Consider the following 15,763-nt stretch of genomic DNA (forward strand, 5'->3'; position numbering starts at 1 on the left):
GCTCTTTGGCGGTGGGCCGTAGGGCTGGCGGTGATCCGCAGGTTGCACTTCCGTAATCCCTGACATTCCCAACCAACCCCCACGCATCCGCCGCCCTCCGAGGCGGCGGTCCTGTTTCCGGAGATATCCCATGACCAAAACCTTCTATGCCCACTGGTGCGATGTGCCGGACGCCGCCTGGCGCTGGCCGAACTTCTCGCCGGCGGAAATCGCCTGCCGCGGGACCGGCAAGCTGCTGATCAATGAACCGGCGCTCGACAGGTTGCAGGCGCTGCGCGACCGGCTGGGCAAGCCGCTGATCGTGCGTTCCGCCTATCGCAGCACCGAGCATAACAAGGCGGTTGGTGGGGCCAAGCATTCGAAGCATCTCGAAGGGGCGGCCTTTGACATTGCGATGGAAAACCACGATCCGGCGGCCTTCGAGGCGGCAGCGCGGGCGGTCGGCTTCCTCGGCTTCGGCTTCTATCCGCGCTCGGGGTTCATCCATGTCGATCTCGGGCCGGCGCGGCAGTGGGGCGAGCGGTTCCCGGTGCAGGCGACGGCGTTTGCGGCTGAGGCGCCGCCGGTACGGGAGAGCCTGGCAGAGAGCCGGACAATGAAGGGGGGTGGCGCGGCGGGGGTGGCGACGCTGGGCGCGGCGGGGGTCGAGGTCGCGCAGGATGTTTTGGCCGAGACGCAGTCCGCAATCCTGCCGCTTGTGCCGTATCTCGACGCGCTGCGCTGGGTGTTCATCGCCGTGGCGCTCGGGGGGATCGCGGTCACGATTTACGCCCGCCTCGACGACTGGCGTCAGGGCCTACGGTGATTGGTGGGGGCGTTGCATGGATTGCGGGGAGCGCGGCGGGGCGCAGAGTGCTGCGATATGCCGTCACCGCGCTGGCAATCCTGTTGTTCCTGCTGGCCCTGCGTCGATCGGGCGAGCGGGTCGGGCGGATGGTGGAAAAGCTTGCGACTTTGGAGAGAAACCATGACGTACAAAGGCGAATGCTCGAGGCGGGGGCGCGTCGGCCTCGCTCTCGTGATGATCTGGCTCAGCGGCTGCGCAGCGGGCGGTTTTGATAGCGGTGGGTTTAGGGTCTGTCCGCCGGTTGTCGAATACACTCGGGAGGAACAGGTGCGGGCGGCTGAGGAACTGGCCCTGCTGCCCGAAGGATCGGCGGTTGTTGAGATGATCAGCGACTATGCGGTGATGCGGGAGCAGGCGCGGGGGTGTGCCTAGAAAAGACGGGTGTTTTCCCGCGGCTAGTGCCGGTCTCCTCGACAACGGGAGCTATGCCCTGCCAAATTCTTAGAGCCAAGATTTCAAAAAGCTGCTGGATTCTTAGTGTTGGGTGGTCGCACGCCGGGATGACGGCAGCTCACGGGGAATTGGCGTATTTTTGTGCTTTCCATTTGGCGGCTAAGTTTTCGCTTAGGGTTACGAACATCAACGTAACTTCCGCGATCATCTGGGCATTGATCGGCCTGGTGACGAATGGATATTGTTGCATGCATTGACCAAAACAGATCATATCCTTGCAGTCGAAACACCTATGAGTTTTCATGCTGACTGCGTTAAATAATGCTCTAGCTGCAACGGCCTTCGCAGCGGTTTCACTTTATCTCTGGCGCACAGCCTACTTCTCCACTGACTGGGCCACCCTTGCGCTGATCCCGCTGGGCGCTGTGGTTTTCATCGGCACTTGGTCTTTGACATTGATCCCTTGGAAAGCTCGGCTGCGTCTTGAGTTGCGCGAAGAATCTCCACTTGAACGTCTCCTGACGGGCAAACTCAGAGCTTCGCTCCTTTCAGCGGCGTTCACCTTCGTCGCTGTTACGGTGCTGGCTTGGCAGTCCCTCACCGCATCGATGACAGAAGCGCTAATAATGCTTGTCGCGTTTGTGTTGTCTGGAACTATCTTCTCGGCCACCCAAAGTCTTCTCAGAAACCATTTTCACCAACCTTTTGCCCGCGTTGTCGCGACTTCACTTGTCACTTGGATGATTGCACTCCCGTTCACTGTAGTCCTCGTAGCTTCGACTTGGGCATGGGCAAAGCAACCCGGGGAAATGTTGGAAGCAGATTTACTCGAAGCGATACAGATCGGGCTACATAAGCTACCAGAGAGGCATGGATGGGTGACGGCCATTCTGATGGTGCCCTTCGGCTTTGAGGCGGCCAAACTTTGGGGTGTTGTACAATTGCGCAGTTACCCAATAGTCGGGTTCCTGTTCAGCCTCGACTCCGCTCTCTTCAGTTTTGTCCTTTGTCGAACGGCCATAGTCATAACTCAGTTTGTCGAGGCGAATGTAAGAGGGGTTCGGGAATGACTACCGATCCAGAAACTTCTCCGCTCGATTCAGAAAGCACGCCCGGTTGTGTCCCAAATCCTGAAGGCGGCACAAACTCTCGGAAGCTCGCAGTCTGGTTTTGGGGCAGTATCTTCCTGATGGCGGCGTTCACTCTCCTCTTGACTCTGCTAGCGGTCGTGCGACAGAGCGATACGAGCCGTGCCACAAAAACATCAACTCCGTTAGAAATCACTTCCCCGCCAAAAAGTAGTAATGAAGAAAGCGGGGCCGAGCTCGAAAAAAGGCTGAACTACGCGAACAAGGTAGCTCTTGAAGCTGTCCGTCAACGACTCGACCCTCTTTTGGATGACGCTTATCGGCCTGCGTACCAAGCAATTCCTAAGTACGCAGACTTTCATTATTCAGTCATGGGCGAATATGCCGAGCTAAGCGCCGCGGCTTTTGGTGATGTCAGCGACAAACTGCAAGAAATGCTGTTTGCCGGACTGGAAGAGCGTGTCCTTGAGGTCGGCATGCAACTGGACAACGACTTCAATGCACAGTTCGAGGCCGAAACATTTGCTCCTGCGTCAGGTGACATTCCAGAAGCATCTACTTTCGGCCCTTTGACCAAACAAGCTATCGAAGACGTCAAGTCTCGCATTAAGTTCACTGTTCCGATCAGTGCGTCCGCCGCGATCGGTACGGTCGCTGTGTTCAAAGTAGCCGCAACAACGATCGCAAAAAAAATTACAGCTAAGCTCGCCGTCAAAGCTGCTGCAAAAACAGGTGGGAAATGGGCCGCAGCCGGAACGGGCGCAGGCGCAGCTGCATTAGCTTGTTCTTGGTCAGGTCCAGGCGCCGGCCTCTGTGCTGCCGTTGGTGGCGTCGGCGCATGGATTGTAGCGGACTACGGTATCGTGAAGCTTGATGAATACTGGAACCGTGAAGATTTCGAAGCAGATCTTGAAAAGATGCTGGACGAGCAGAAAGCCACACACAAAATTGCAATTTACAACGAACTCGAGGCTCGCGCTGCTGCTATTCAGGAGGAAGTGATAATTCCGGTCGTCCAAAATCACGACTTTACACTTCGAGAATTGTCAGGGGTGGGAAATGATGAAACCTGCAAAATTGCAGCTGACCTGACCGCCCGATATGATCTTGTACGCTCCCACCTTCGCGCTCGAAAACCCGACGTGCTGCATTCTTTACGGGTTGAGGCGAACGAGTACATGGACAATTTATCCCTTCGACCAATGGTCAAAGAGCTCGAACTGAACTTGAAAAGAGCGACTTTGGCTACTGTCTCGACAATCCGTGTCGAAGGCAACCTTCCCACCGAATTTCGTTTGGACCGGGATGTTTCCGGCATCCTGAAAGTTGGCGGTAAGACGTTCGAAATTGGCAGGGTTCAAGCTACTGAAAGCACAGGGTTCCAGTTCACAATTGTTCCTGAAGTTCAGCTTTCAACGAACCGAACGCTAACCTATGCCCTTGCGATGGAACAACACCGTAGAGTTTGGGGAAATCGGTTTTTTGGAGGTTCCGGTAGCCTGGAAATTCTGGACTCTATCGGCGCATCGGACGGTTTGGTGCACAGCATCAAGATGTCGCTTCCACTTGCTTTCGACAACAATGCAACAAGCATCAAACAAGTCTCGTTTGCGGCTACTCGTAACCAGGTCATTGCCGTCACGACAAAACTTTTTGCCGAGTCGCTGCCCGCACTTGAGAATTCTCCGGGTTGCGACTGACGTGTTGCGTGGATTTTGCCTGCGGCTGCGGTTTTTCTGTTTTGGAGTTGATGTGGCGTTGATGTAAACGCGGGAGAGCGAGTGGCACGGGGATACCATCACTTTAAGTCTTTGATATTGTGTGATAATTTGGTTGCGGGAGTAGGATTTGAACCTACGACCTTCAGGTTATGAGCCGAAACCTTCGGATTCTATCGCCCCAATGATTTCAATGACTTACAGCACAAGCCTTTGAAATGGCGCCTCCTTTGACCCGCTCCTAACCTTTTTCGCTGTCTTTCGCCGGAGCAGATCGTTCTCCAGACCGCGTTCACGGGTTGACCAGACGTTGACAAGAAGATGGACACCAAGCTCACAACTATGATCGCGTGCATCATAGATAGCACGTACGCTTCCGAACCAATATCGACACAGAGGGCGGAAAGTGTGAATTCGCTGCTGGTGCGCGTCGACAGTGCTACGAACTCGGAAGCCGACATTCCTGGAGCCATTAAATCGAGTTTCTCTCTCTCAACTGCTGCATGACCGCTCTGAGCGCGATTCAGAAGTTAAATTTGTCATATCATGTCACTTCCCGGCGAACTTGGGCAGCGGCACGTTGCTCAGACTATTTCAAGGCCCGCAACGTGCATAAAATCCAGAACTCTTTGGAACGACAAACAGACGTACTTAAGATTACCATTGGTGAATTAGCCTACCTTTTTAGCGGGTGGAATGACCCAAGAACCGTCGAGGATCGAAGGGTTACCTTCCTTCGGCCAGTACAGACGCATCATCAAAATAAACTTGTCCTTTGGCGCAGGAAGCCAATTAGATTCTTTATCTTTTCCGGGCGACTCATTCTGGATGTAAATGTCGACTGACCCGTCCGGATTTGCCTGAAGGTTCTGCCGAGCGCTGATCGAATATCGGTTCAGCGGATTGTCGACGAAGAAGTACTTTGAATTGTACATCGTGATCGACCAGAAGCCATTCGCCGGGGGCAGTTGGTCTTTCGGAAATGTCAGCACATATTTCTCTGACCCGTCATAGGCGCGGTGGATCAGTCCGCTCGCCGACTTGGTGCTGGTCGGATAAATCGCATCCTGCGGACGGTTCGCGCCAAGACCGATGGCCGTTACGAGCGCACGCTGAATGTAGTTGGTGCCGTAAAGCCCTGTCTTGGTGGTGTAGGCCCAGCCGTTGATGTCCGTAATGTCCCCGCCGCTGTCCTTGAAATGGAGCATGATACGAGCAAAAGCGATCTGCGGAACGCGACTTTGCAGCGCCACATCCAGTTTCCTGGCGTCGAAATCCTGGCCCGGGACAATCCCGATCGCTGCCATCTTCTCGATCATGGGCGCATCCGCCGCAGCCGGTGGGTTGGTCTTCATCAGCTCGCAGAAAAGCGTGAAGTACTCGACCGCTGTCAGCGCATTGACCTGATCGCGCACGGCGGTCTTCATGTCGACCGTAGCATCGACCGTGCCGACCGGTGGCGTGTAATCCGTACCGTAGGCACTTAGCGGCAACAGCGAGACGGCATCCTGAATCTTGTGAACCTCGGCATAGTCTTCCTTTGTCCCGGTGCAGTAGATTCGCCCGAGCAGCCAGACCATGCCAGTGGGCGACTTGTACTCCGTCACGCCTTCGGGCAGCGTCCCTGACCAACCTGGGCCAGTCACCGCAAAGGTCTGTGCCTTGGTTCCGGATGTACGCTTCCCAGGCACATCGAAAACATCCGTCCATCCGCTCAGCATCGGAAACAGCGCATAGCGGTCGTTCATGTCCGGCACGCTGACAACATAGGGTTCTTTTGTGACGTCGAAAAACGCGTATGTGTAGAGCGTGTCGGCATTGGGCGCGGTGACGTCCGTGAAAGAAGCATCCGGATATGCGCGCAGACGCCCAATTTGACCCATTGGGGCCTTCGTTCCCTTTGCCTCGGCGACATTTGTCATGACCCGGCGCGTGTATTCCATGGTGACCAGCGGATATGCGAATGTATACGCCTCCAGAGCGATCCAGAAGTCGACCCGGTCGAGCAGTTCGTCGCTGATCTTGGATTCTGTGGCCCGTGCCTGACCGCCCAGAAGTGCCGTCGCTGTGAGCCCGAAAGCTCCGGCCGACAATGCGCGTCGCGTGATTTTCATGTTGATGTCCTTTTCAAAGTCCCTGCCGCTCAAATCGTCGCGACTGTCAAATTGGCGAGGACGCGGACATCCCGGGTTTCACCGGTACGGATCATGCAGGTACCAAAGCGCGCCCGCGTTCCAGACAATAAGGGATGATTAAAACAGAATTTGTGGCTACGCTTCGGTTTGGGCGACAAAAGGATCAGACCAGTTGGAAATTGAAATGACGCAGAGGGCCGGGGTTCTTTGCGAACTGCCACAGGTTCTGTGTGACTTGGGAGTGGACGTTGCCACCGTGTTCCGTGGCAGCGGGGTCGATCCAAGCGAGATTAACCCGAATACCCGCGTCCCGTTCAATAGGTTGCTGAATTTGTTGCACGGGGCCGAGCAGGCAACCAATTGCCCTCACTTGGGGCTGCTGATTGGGCTCCGCTTCACCTTCGACATTCACGGACCCATTGGGCAGCTTATGTTGAGCGCAGCAACCGTTCGCGACGCCTTCAGCGATTTCGTGATATGGCAGCCAGGGTATTCAAGCGGTGCCATCGTTTATTTGAACCGGTACGGGGATGAGTATGCCATCGGCTATGGCAGTATTGCCGCTTCCTCCCCCGGCAGTAAGGTGCTTTACGATGCAATTATCGGGGTTGGCGTTCAAATGCTTCGAAAGATGACGAATGGAGCCGTAAAACCAGTGGAAATTCATTTCTCTCACCTTCCACCCGAACGTCCGTCAGACTACGCGAGGCTGCTCAAGGTTCCTGTCCGGTACAACCAGCATCGCACCTGTCTGATCCTGGACGAGGCGGGAATGCGAACGCCGCTTCCAAGCGCGGATTCAGCGGCACGGCGCGATATCCTCGCCGGGATCAGGAAGGTTGCATTTCAGACACCACCGGATGTTTCGACGAGGACAAGACAAGCAATCAGGCGAGTGATGCTTATCGCCAAACCGACATTGTCTGCAGTGGCCTTTCAAATGGGAACCCATCCGCGCACTTTGGAACGAAGACTGTCGAAAGAAGGGCAGACTTTCGGAATTATGCGCGATGCAGTGCGTTTTTCGGCGGCCAAAGAACTTCTCGAATTGACGGACATCCCTGTAAGCGACATCGCTTCACATCTCTGGTACGCGTCTCCGGGAGTGTTCTCCAGCGCATTTCGGCGCCTGAGCGGGACCACACCTTCGGCATGGCGTGCTGCAACCCCAGGGATCAAGCCGTCTGTTTGACCCGGCCGAAACATCCCCGGCAACCATTCTTCAAAGTACCGACCTAGAAGTCAATGTGTGTCGCCGCCAGGTCAAAGGCGATAGCCCGGACCACCGCCGAAACGCTGTGCTGAACACGCCAGGGGAAGCAAAGGCAAGAAAGTCACTGATTTCAGCGACCGGAACTTTTGTGAGCTCGAGCATTTCCCGTGCGACCGCGTATCGGACGGTATCGCGGAGCGCTTCGAAGGTGTTTCCCTCATCAGCCAGACGGCGTCGCAGCGTCCGGGGATGAATTGCCAGCTTGCTCGCTACTGTCGTCATCGTTGGCCCATCGTAATGCAACGAGTGTCTTATCGCGTGGCTAACTTTTTCCGATAAGCTGGGCTTGCGGTCCCAGATCCGATGTTCGATGACACCAATCAATTTTTCTCGTGCTTCGGCATTGGCGTGAGGTGGAATGATACGCATCGCCGATTTATCCACGATGATGCACGTTCTATTCTGGTTGAAAAAGACCGGTAATTTCAAAAGTCTTCTGTAGGTCGTGGGGTCGGTATCCTGGCTGTGCGCGAAATGTGCCTCTATGGGTTTGACCGTGCCATTCGAAAGTTCATGCACCATGCGCAATGCAATGCAGACGATGACATCATAGAGAACCCTGGTGCCCGGTGCGGACACCTCATATGTCCCGTACCCGACCGCGTACTCGTCGCCGAGGTTGTTCAGGTAGACAATCGCACCGCTGGAATACCCCAGTTGCCACGTCACGCAATCGACGAGAGCTTGTTTGAGGGTCGGCGCGGTGTGCATGAGCTCGCCGATGAGACCGTGGTGTTTGACGACCTCGAAACGCGCCCCGAACAAAAGCCCCAAGTGAGGACAGCCGGACATCCTTGCCGCCCGGTCCAGCAGTTTCAGCAGATCCGGAAACGGCATTCGCAGATCCGGCGTGATCGCGTCGGGATCAATCCCGCTCCCTTCGAAAATCGCTTCGACGTCCGCGCCGAGATCGCGCAGGACGCCCGGAAGTTCGGAAAGAGGACCCACGCGTTGCGTCGTTACCTGCTGAGAAACCGCGTGCATTTTGTCCTCTAAAGTGAAGCGCGTGGAATATGCTTAGAGTACCCTTCGACAACAGGCCATACAGAATTGACGCCCTGGGGAGGTCGCGCCAAGAACTTTGGGAGCCTTCGGAAGCTGCGCGACGGCGCTGGTATCCGGAATGTCGTGCCTGACGTGGCATCGGTATCTCGATTGTCTGCGAGCCTTTGCCGTTTTGCTGCCCGGCGATCTTATATGGCCGTCTTGCCAGCATTGTTTTACGGCCCTTTTGACGGAGAAATTGAACAAGATGACCAAGATAGGAATATTTGCCGGGGCGTTTGCAAGTGTTGCAATTGTCCATGGAGCGGCTGTTTTTGCTGAAAGCGGCCTGACAGCAGATGAAATCAGCGAAATTGCCAAGGACGCGACCACTTACGCGTTGCCCATGCTGATGAATTACGGAATCATGTATGAATACGCGGTCGACGTGGGCGGCAAACAATACAAAGCGCCATTCAACAGCCTTTACAGCGAGGCGAACGTCTTTACGTATAAAGATAGAGCAGTTGTAACGCCCAATAGCGATACGCCTTATTCTTTTGTGTGGATGGACCTGCGGGCTGAGCCGATGGTGCTGTGCGTGCCTGAGGTCGAAAAATCCCGGTATTATTCGGTACAGCTCATCTCGCAATACACTTACAATTTCGGCTATATTGGCAGCCGTTCGACCGGAAACGAGGCAGGCTGTTATGCGGTTGCCGGTCCGGAGTGGAGTGGCGACACGCCCAAAGGCATCGAAAAGGTCTTTCAGTCCGGGACTCAGTTTGCTCTGGGTCTTTTCAGGACCCAGTTGTTCGCAGCTTCTGATATCGACAAAGTTCGGGCTATCCAGGCGAAATACAGCGCCCAACCGCTGTCGAAGTTCCTGGGAACAGACGCACCGACCGCACCGACCGCCATCGACTGGCCCAAGATCGACAAGGATCTCGCCAAGCACGATCCATTTGGATATCTGTCTTTCCTACTTCAATTCGCACCGGCTGTCGGGATTTTCGAGGATGAGAAACCGCTGCGCGCCAAATTCGCCAGTGTTGGCATCGAACCGGCGGCACCGTTCCCGTCCAAACCGCTTACGGACGAGGAAATCGCGGGTATGAAAGCCGCGGCAGCGGAGGTGCAAAAAGAAGTCGCCTCGCTGGGCAAACTGGTGAATGGCTGGCAGATTTCCGAAGGCTTGTTTGGCGACCGTAAGATGATGGGCGACAATTATACCCTGCGGGCCGCAGCCGCAGTGGCCGGTATTTACGGGAATGATTCAGTCGAGGCGCTCTACCCGCTGGCAAAGCAGGACGCGGATGGAAAACCGCTTGACGGCAGCACAGGCAAATACACGCTGACCTTTCCGGCGGGTGAACTTCCTCCCGTGAACGCGTTTTGGTCAGTCACGATGTATGACGGCAAGACCCAACTGCTGATCGAGAACCCGATTGGCAGGTATCTGATCAACTCGCCCATGTTGCCTGATCTGAAGACAGGACAGGACGGTTCGCTGACCCTGTACATTCAGCACGACGAGCCTTCCGACCCTGACCAGAAAGCAAACTGGCTGCCGGCGCCCGATGGCCCGATTTACATGGTGATGCGCCTCTACTGGCCCAAGAAAGAAGCGTTGAGCGGCACTTGGTCGCCGCCCGCAGTGACAAAAGTGCAATAAGGCATCCTATGCTTTCCGGTCTCCCATAGTCTGATTTGTTGTGATCGACCTGTGCTCCGCCGGGGACCTTAACGAAAGAATGTCTGGCGAGACCGGAAAACCATGGAAATGATCCGCCCGTTTCATGAGGTCGACGATTGGCGTGTCACGATTGAAATCTGGACCAATGACATCAAGGAAACAACGTGAGAAATTCAACTTTCGCAGCCATGCTGGTTGCTGCGATTCCGACGGTCGGCCATGCCGAAAAGTGGGAAAAAGTCATCACGCTCTACGGGTGGGTACCCGGAATGGACACTTCGATTGCCACCGAATTTGGCGATATTGAATCCAACCCATCCGGCAGCGATGTGCTGTCTGACCTCGAAATGGTTTTCATGGGGACCTTCGAAGCCCACCGGGGACGTTGGGGTATCATCAAGGATATCATCTACGTCGACCTTTCCGACACACAAGACACGCCTTTCGGAAGGCTCTTCTCTGAAGGAACGACCGATATCACCGCTTGGGTGATGAGCGGATATCTGAGCTACCAATTGGCTGAAAGCAGTACTGCAAGATACGAAGTTTTAGGGGGCTTTCGCTACTTCGACCTCGACACCTCGGTTTCTCTCAGCGAAGGCACCCGTCCTTCTCAAAGCCGGTCATTGAACGACAACTGGTTCGATCCCGTCATCGGCGTGCGAGCGCATTGGAAGCTATCGGAAAAATGGTCCGCCAGCGGTTTCGCCGACTATGGAGGATTCTCTGATTCCAGCACCACCTGGCAAGTTGTGGGAACGCTGGACTACGACATAACCGAAGGCTTGTCTGCCCGCTTTGGCTACCGGCACATGGACATCAGAAAGACGATCAAGGGGTCAGACGTCGCCATTGGGTTATCTGGTCCGATTTTTGGCCTGACCTATCGGTTCTGACCTCTGGTCGGGCCAAGTGGGGGGATTATTCTTGAAAATTGGAACAGGTTTCCGGCCAGAGAGGATGGTTACCGAACGTCGGGCTTCGACCAATCCTAACGACGCGATTTTGATCATTGCGCAGGTTGCTGTCTGTTGTGGAGCATAGCTTGAGGATTGCCTGTCTCTTCTATTATTTGATCGCCGGACTTCTTCTTTCTCTTGCTGCGTTAAATCCGACCCCTACGCTGGCGCAGGGAAGCCCCGATAGCTACCTAACGCAACTGCGAAACCCGTACCTGACTCGGGAAGACCTTCAGGTGCTCGTCAAGCCTCTGTCAGAGGCGGAGCTTGGCCAGGTAGCTGAAATCTGGCGGGGCTACCTGCAGTCCAATCTTGAACAAATGGCCCAAACGGGTCTTGCTTCTAACCAGGGGGCAAACTCGACGCAAGAACAGCGCGGCGCCCTGCTGGACGCACAAAGATCGCTTGAACTGAAGTACCGCGATGCTCTCGCCGAATGGCGGGAAAAGGGTGCCGATGCAGCAGCGTTGAGACCGCATGAACTCTATCTGAAATCGGCATTGAAAAGCACGCTTCGGTCGTTTAACCCTCTGGAGCTCATTCGTAGTCTGGAGCGTTGGTTGTTTTCGCCGGATGGCGGAATTCAGGTTCTTTACAGTTTGATCGGCTTCTGCGTGGCTGCTTGGGCGCTTTTCCTTTGGGCCGGTTTTTCGACGCGATTGGCAGAGCGTGCGCTTGCGAAAATCTCCACCGTGTCGCGCATCCTCAAGAAGTTTCTTCTGAAGATGGTCTACTGGGTGACTTTCGTGTTGGGAGGCTTAATCCTACTCAGCTTCCTCGGAGTGAACATCACACCGTTCTTCGCAATATTCGGAGGTGTCTCGTTCATTCTCGGTTTTGCCTTGCAGCAAACGATCGGGAATCTGGCCAGCGGTTTGATGATGATGATTCTGAAACCCTTTGATACTGGAGATACGGTTCGCGTGGCGGGAGTCTCTGGTCAGGTTGACGAAATGTCGGTTGTCTCCGCTCAAATCAGAACATTCGACAACCAGATTGTTACCATTCCCAACAGCATTATTTGGGGCGACGTCATTACCAATGTGAGCGCCTCAGAAACGCGCCGGGTCGATCTTTTGTTTTCCATCTCCTATTCCGACAGCGCTGCGCAAGCGATCCAGGTTCTAGAAGACCTTGTGAGCAAAAACGAAAAGTGTCTCCAAGTCCCCGCTCCACAAATATTCGTGGGTGAGTTGGGGGAGAGCTCAGTCAACATCTATTGTCGACCATGGGTCAAACGCGAGGACTACTGGGAGGTCTTTTGGGGTCTAACCGGGGCCGCAAAGGAGTGTTTCGATGCAGAAGGTATCTCCATCCCATTTCCGCAGCGGGACATCCATATTAAATCCGAACAGGCTAAACGCTCCTGAAAAACTTACGTAATCGAGTTTTAAAGTCTCATTCCGTCCATGCAGCGAAGTTGTATCGCATTCGCTAGTTGGATCAATTCGGACGAAAGTGAATAGCGCTCTTCAGCGGTCATGAAACCGCTCTGTGGCGTGCGGCGGCTTCTTCCGGATTGTGTTGAAAAACTCGACCCGCCGAAAATCACATCCAAAATGTGGAACAATATTCTTCCGGAACGCTTACCAGAATACGATGCTTGTGAAGGACGGATTGCGAGGGAGAAAGTTCTCGTGGTTTGGTTATTCTTAGCAGGACATCGACTTTTTCAATACAATCTCGGCATACTTCCAGCTCGTCGGGCACGCAATTTCGCGCCTGCAGCGAATGGCAGGTTCGACGGGCCGCACTGTAGCGACAGAGCACCGAGGTGGGCGGCGCTATGGGCCGTTCGAGCCTTCACCGGCCCTTCGGCGTCACATCCTTCACCTCTTTCTGCAACAGCAGCGCCACCTGTTCAGCGGTGAACTTGTACCCCTGCCCATCGGGGATGCGCTCCGCAGAGATCGGGTACTTCGGCCTGCGGGGATCGATTCCCGTGATCCTGAAGGTGTCGCGGCCGGTGCTGAACTGTCGGCCAAAGTCGGCCGGCGACAGCCCGAAGGCTGCAGCGAGGGCTTCAAATCGCAACCTTTCGGGATCGAGCGCGCTCCCATCTGGGAGCGGAATGGATACGCGGAACCCTAGATCGAAACCCCAGCGCAGATCGACGCCCGAGATCTCTTTGGCTTCGACCACCAAGCCGTTGCGCGCGGCCACATCCTGGCAGGCTTGCAGCATCTCGTCCTGAAGCCGCTGGCAGAGGCCGGGTGTCAGGTTTCGGGGTGGCTTGGAGTTCGGCACGGCGCTGGGTTCCGGAAGGCAGGGGCAGACTGGTTATGCCGAAAGTGGTAATGCATCTGCCAGGTGTCATCAAACCCACCAGATGAATTCACACCGGATCTGTCGCTGCGTCCTGCAGTCGATACCGGAATTACTGCGCTCAATCTTGATCTGAGATCATCGATCCCGTTTCACGATCATAGGACGCGCTCGGCGCCGTCTTCCAGCCCCTTGATCCGATTGACCGGAACGCCTCTCCCCGCCCCAGTTCCACCTTCCGCCTGTATTCCGGTCCCTGCCTTGTGATCCGACTTGATCGTGGCGCGGGTCTACGCCTGTGTCGGGTAACAAGGAGGTGAGTTGCATGGTCAAGAGGCTGAAACTGAATGAGAAAACCCTGCGCGAGGCCGAGCCGAGGCCGGGCGCAAGCTATCAGATCTTCGACACCGAGGTGATCGGCTTTGCCGCCCGGGTCCAGGCCTCAGGCGCGCGGACCTTCACCATCGACTATCGCCATGCCGGACGGCAGCGGCGGATGACAATCGGCCGCTGGCCCGAATGGAGCGTGACGGCCGCCCGCGAACGCGCCAAGGAGTTGCGTCGTGCCATCGACGAGGGGCAGGATCCACTGGCATCGCGGGAGGAAATCCGCGGCGCCCCGCGCGTCACGGACATGATCGATCGCTACATCGCCGAACATCTGCCGAAGCTGTCCAAGACCAACGCGGGCGATCAGATCTCGATGCTGAAGAAGATGGTCGAACCTGCCTGGGGCACCAAGCTCGTGACGGAGATTACCAAGTCCGAGGTCGCGCGGTTCCTCGATATCGTGGCAGAGGGCCGTCCCCGCCCCTGCAAGCAGAAACCCAACAACCGGGCGCGCAAGCTGCAGGGCCACAAACCCACCCCGATCCGCGCCAACCGCATGGGCGAAGTGCTGCGCAAGATGTTTACGCTGGCGATGGAATGGGAGTGGCGGCTGGATAATCCGGCACAAGGTTTTCATCGGCGTATCGAGCATGCTCGTGAACGCTTCCTCTCCCCCGAGGAACTGATCCGTCTGGCAACCGTGCTCGACAACGCCGAGGATCAGCGCGCAGCCGCGATCATCCGCATCTGCATGCTGACCGGCGCCCGGGTCGGTGAGGTCCGGACAGCGCGGTTCGAACAGTTCAACCTCGACTATGCGATCTGGTCGAAACCGGCCTCGACGACGAAACAGCGCAAGATCCATCGCGTGCCGGTCTCGCAGGAAGTGGTGGCCATCGTGCGCCAGCGCCAGCTTGTCGTGCCGCGTGGCAATCCCTGGCTCTTCCCCGGCGACACTGTCGGCCAGCCGGTGCGGGAAATCCGTCGGTTCTGGGCGAGGGTCCAGAAAGATGCCGGGCTGGCCGACGTCCGCATCCACGACCTGCGCCATACCTTCGCTTCGCTGCTGGTCAGCGGTGGGTCTTCCCTGGAAATGATCGGCAAGCTGCTGGGTCACAGCCAGATGCAAACCACCCAGCGCTATGCGCATCTGATGGATTCCCCATTGCGCGCTGGTGTTGACACGGTGGCCAGCCTCCTGCGCCCGCGGCCGCGCCTCATACATGACGCCGCGCTGGGCGAGGCCGATCTCCCGAAATCGGCCTGACTATCACGCTGGCTCCTCGCCCCGCAACCGGTACCAGAGCGAGGTCAGGCGCTTGCGAATGGTGCTTTCATCCGGCACCTCGCCGGACTTCGAGTTCTGCACGAACCAGTCCTGCACCAGAACGACCAGAGCGGTCTTTGTATCGGGAATCCCCTTCTCGTAGAGAAACCAGGTCAGCCAGGCATACATCGCATCCCATTCATAGCGCGGGCTGGCTCCGGTGCTCACGGCCGGGCGGCGTAAAAGGTCCCGTTCTTCTTCGAAGTGCTGCAACGACCCTGCGGCCAAAAGCAGGTCCGACGACCGGATCGGTAATCCCTCAGACGGATCTGTTATCTGCATCCAAATCGAGCTTCCCGGTGGCAAAATCCGCCTCAGGCGTGCCTGATCCTCGCTCGGTCCATACCGGCGAAACATCGGCATCAGTTCCGCCATCGGCACTGCAACCAGCCCGGCGATTGTCTCCTCGCCGCAGCTGACCGGAGGGATGCCCGCCAGAACCTGCAAATGTCCCGCCGCGGCCCAGCCTGCAACATCGGCCGGATGGCACCCCCAGCGAACAGCGATCTCGTAAATGGAATAGAAGGCAATGGGCGGCAGGGGCATGCGGAAACTCCATTTGGGCATGCGGCATCCCGCGGCCCGAGCCGCCGGCATGCAGGTTACAAAAACCCGCTGTGCCAGGCACGCGGGCGGATTTGGGGTGCGGAGCTGGTGTTCGAGAATATCCGGCGCCAAACCAGAGCTGCCCCAAGGGGAGTGCAAGCTGCTGGCATGGTTCGTGTTTTTGATTCTGTTCGACTGCTCG

The 15,763-nt window shown here is 56.3% G+C and carries 13 protein-coding genes; 9 read left to right on the forward strand and 4 right to left on the reverse strand.

Annotation, left to right across the window (positions count from 1 at the left end):
• The first annotated feature begins 130 nt into the window (after nucleotides 1–130).
• From MB818_RS20700 to MB818_RS20715, 4 genes are all read left to right on the forward strand, one after another.
• Entirely contained in the window at nucleotides 131–805 is a 675-nt protein-coding gene (locus MB818_RS20700; protein WP_238906298.1) for a YcbK family protein, read from the forward strand.
• A gap of 162 nt (nucleotides 806–967) precedes the next feature.
• On the forward strand, nucleotides 968–1,219 hold the full coding sequence (locus tag MB818_RS20705) for a hypothetical protein (RefSeq protein ID WP_238906299.1): 252 nt from the start codon (nucleotides 968–970) through the stop codon (nucleotides 1,217–1,219).
• 323 nt (nucleotides 1,220–1,542) lie between these two features.
• On the forward strand, nucleotides 1,543–2,310 hold the full coding sequence (locus tag MB818_RS20710; protein WP_234167428.1) for a hypothetical protein: 768 nt from the start codon (nucleotides 1,543–1,545) through the stop codon (nucleotides 2,308–2,310).
• Nucleotides 2,307–4,028, forward strand: a complete 1,722-nt coding sequence (locus MB818_RS20715) for a hypothetical protein (protein ID WP_234167430.1) — start codon at nucleotides 2,307–2,309, stop codon at nucleotides 4,026–4,028. Before MB818_RS20710 ends, MB818_RS20715 begins: the two co-directional genes overlap by 4 nt.
• A gap of 689 nt (nucleotides 4,029–4,717) precedes the next feature.
• Here MB818_RS20715 and MB818_RS20720 read toward each other — a convergent pair.
• Complete coding sequence (locus MB818_RS20720; protein WP_164128597.1) at nucleotides 4,718–6,160, reverse strand: DUF1254 domain-containing protein; 1,443 nt, start codon at nucleotides 6,158–6,160, stop codon at nucleotides 4,718–4,720.
• Between the two features lie 262 nt (nucleotides 6,161–6,422).
• On the opposite strand from MB818_RS20720, the gene MB818_RS20725 reads away from it, so the two are divergent.
• Entirely contained in the window at nucleotides 6,423–7,373 is a 951-nt protein-coding gene (locus MB818_RS20725) for an AraC family transcriptional regulator (RefSeq protein WP_234237916.1), read from the forward strand.
• A 30-nt stretch (nucleotides 7,374–7,403) separates the two neighbouring features.
• Here the strand turns inward: MB818_RS20725 and MB818_RS20730 are convergent, their stop codons facing one another.
• Nucleotides 7,404–8,438 (reverse strand): AraC family transcriptional regulator, encoded by a 1,035-nt coding sequence (locus MB818_RS20730; RefSeq protein ID WP_164128599.1) that lies wholly within the window; start codon nucleotides 8,436–8,438, stop codon nucleotides 7,404–7,406.
• A gap of 268 nt (nucleotides 8,439–8,706) precedes the next feature.
• Between MB818_RS20730 and MB818_RS20735 the strand changes: the two genes are divergently transcribed.
• From MB818_RS20735 to MB818_RS20745, 3 genes are all read left to right on the forward strand, one after another.
• Nucleotides 8,707–10,113 (forward strand): DUF1254 domain-containing protein, encoded by a 1,407-nt coding sequence (locus tag MB818_RS20735; RefSeq protein WP_164128600.1) that lies wholly within the window; start codon nucleotides 8,707–8,709, stop codon nucleotides 10,111–10,113.
• A gap of 209 nt (nucleotides 10,114–10,322) precedes the next feature.
• A complete protein-coding gene (locus MB818_RS20740) occupies nucleotides 10,323–11,030 on the forward strand; it encodes an outer membrane protein (RefSeq protein WP_234237915.1) in 708 nt (235 codons plus the stop codon).
• A 149-nt stretch (nucleotides 11,031–11,179) separates the two neighbouring features.
• Nucleotides 11,180–12,463, forward strand: coding sequence for a mechanosensitive ion channel family protein (locus MB818_RS20745; RefSeq protein ID WP_203583007.1), 1,284 nt, complete (start codon nucleotides 11,180–11,182; stop codon nucleotides 12,461–12,463).
• A gap of 433 nt (nucleotides 12,464–12,896) precedes the next feature.
• On the opposite strand, the gene MB818_RS20750 is transcribed toward MB818_RS20745, so the two are convergent.
• Nucleotides 12,897–13,340, reverse strand: a complete 444-nt coding sequence (locus MB818_RS20750; protein ID WP_164128602.1) for a hypothetical protein — start codon at nucleotides 13,338–13,340, stop codon at nucleotides 12,897–12,899.
• 343 nt (nucleotides 13,341–13,683) lie between these two features.
• On the opposite strand from MB818_RS20750, the gene MB818_RS20755 reads away from it, so the two are divergent.
• Nucleotides 13,684–14,955, forward strand: a complete 1,272-nt coding sequence (locus MB818_RS20755; RefSeq protein ID WP_164128603.1) for a tyrosine-type recombinase/integrase — start codon at nucleotides 13,684–13,686, stop codon at nucleotides 14,953–14,955.
• Nucleotides 14,956–14,958: 3 nt separating this feature from the next.
• Here MB818_RS20755 and MB818_RS20760 read toward each other — a convergent pair whose 3' ends face one another.
• Nucleotides 14,959–15,561, reverse strand: coding sequence for a hypothetical protein (locus MB818_RS20760; protein ID WP_164128604.1), 603 nt, complete (start codon nucleotides 15,559–15,561; stop codon nucleotides 14,959–14,961).
• Nucleotides 15,562–15,763 lie beyond the last annotated feature (202 nt).

The sequence above is a fragment of the Ruegeria alba genome, assembly GCF_022321465.1.
Taxonomy (GTDB): Bacteria; Pseudomonadota; Alphaproteobacteria; order Rhodobacterales; family Rhodobacteraceae; genus Ruegeria_B; species Ruegeria_B alba.

Coding starts and splice junctions, on each gene's coding strand:
- MB818_RS20710 (WP_234167428.1), top strand. CDS start 1,543: ATGCTGACTGCGTTAAATAATGCTCTAGCTGCAACGGCCTTCGCAGCG.
- MB818_RS20760 (WP_164128604.1), bottom strand. CDS start 15,561: ATGCCCCTGCCGCCCATTGCCTTCTATTCCATTTACGAGATCGCTGTT.
- MB818_RS20720 (WP_164128597.1), bottom strand. CDS start 6,160: ATGAAAATCACGCGACGCGCATTGTCGGCCGGAGCTTTCGGGCTCACA.
- MB818_RS20705 (WP_238906299.1), top strand. CDS start 968: ATGACGTACAAAGGCGAATGCTCGAGGCGGGGGCGCGTCGGCCTCGCT.
- MB818_RS20700 (WP_238906298.1), top strand. CDS start 131: ATGACCAAAACCTTCTATGCCCACTGGTGCGATGTGCCGGACGCCGCC.
- MB818_RS20755 (WP_164128603.1), top strand. CDS start 13,684: ATGGTCAAGAGGCTGAAACTGAATGAGAAAACCCTGCGCGAGGCCGAG.
- MB818_RS20740 (WP_234237915.1), top strand. CDS start 10,323: ATGCTGGTTGCTGCGATTCCGACGGTCGGCCATGCCGAAAAGTGGGAA.
- MB818_RS20715 (WP_234167430.1), top strand. CDS start 2,307: ATGACTACCGATCCAGAAACTTCTCCGCTCGATTCAGAAAGCACGCCC.
- MB818_RS20730 (WP_164128599.1), bottom strand. CDS start 8,438: ATGCACGCGGTTTCTCAGCAGGTAACGACGCAACGCGTGGGTCCTCTT.
- MB818_RS20735 (WP_164128600.1), top strand. CDS start 8,707: ATGACCAAGATAGGAATATTTGCCGGGGCGTTTGCAAGTGTTGCAATT.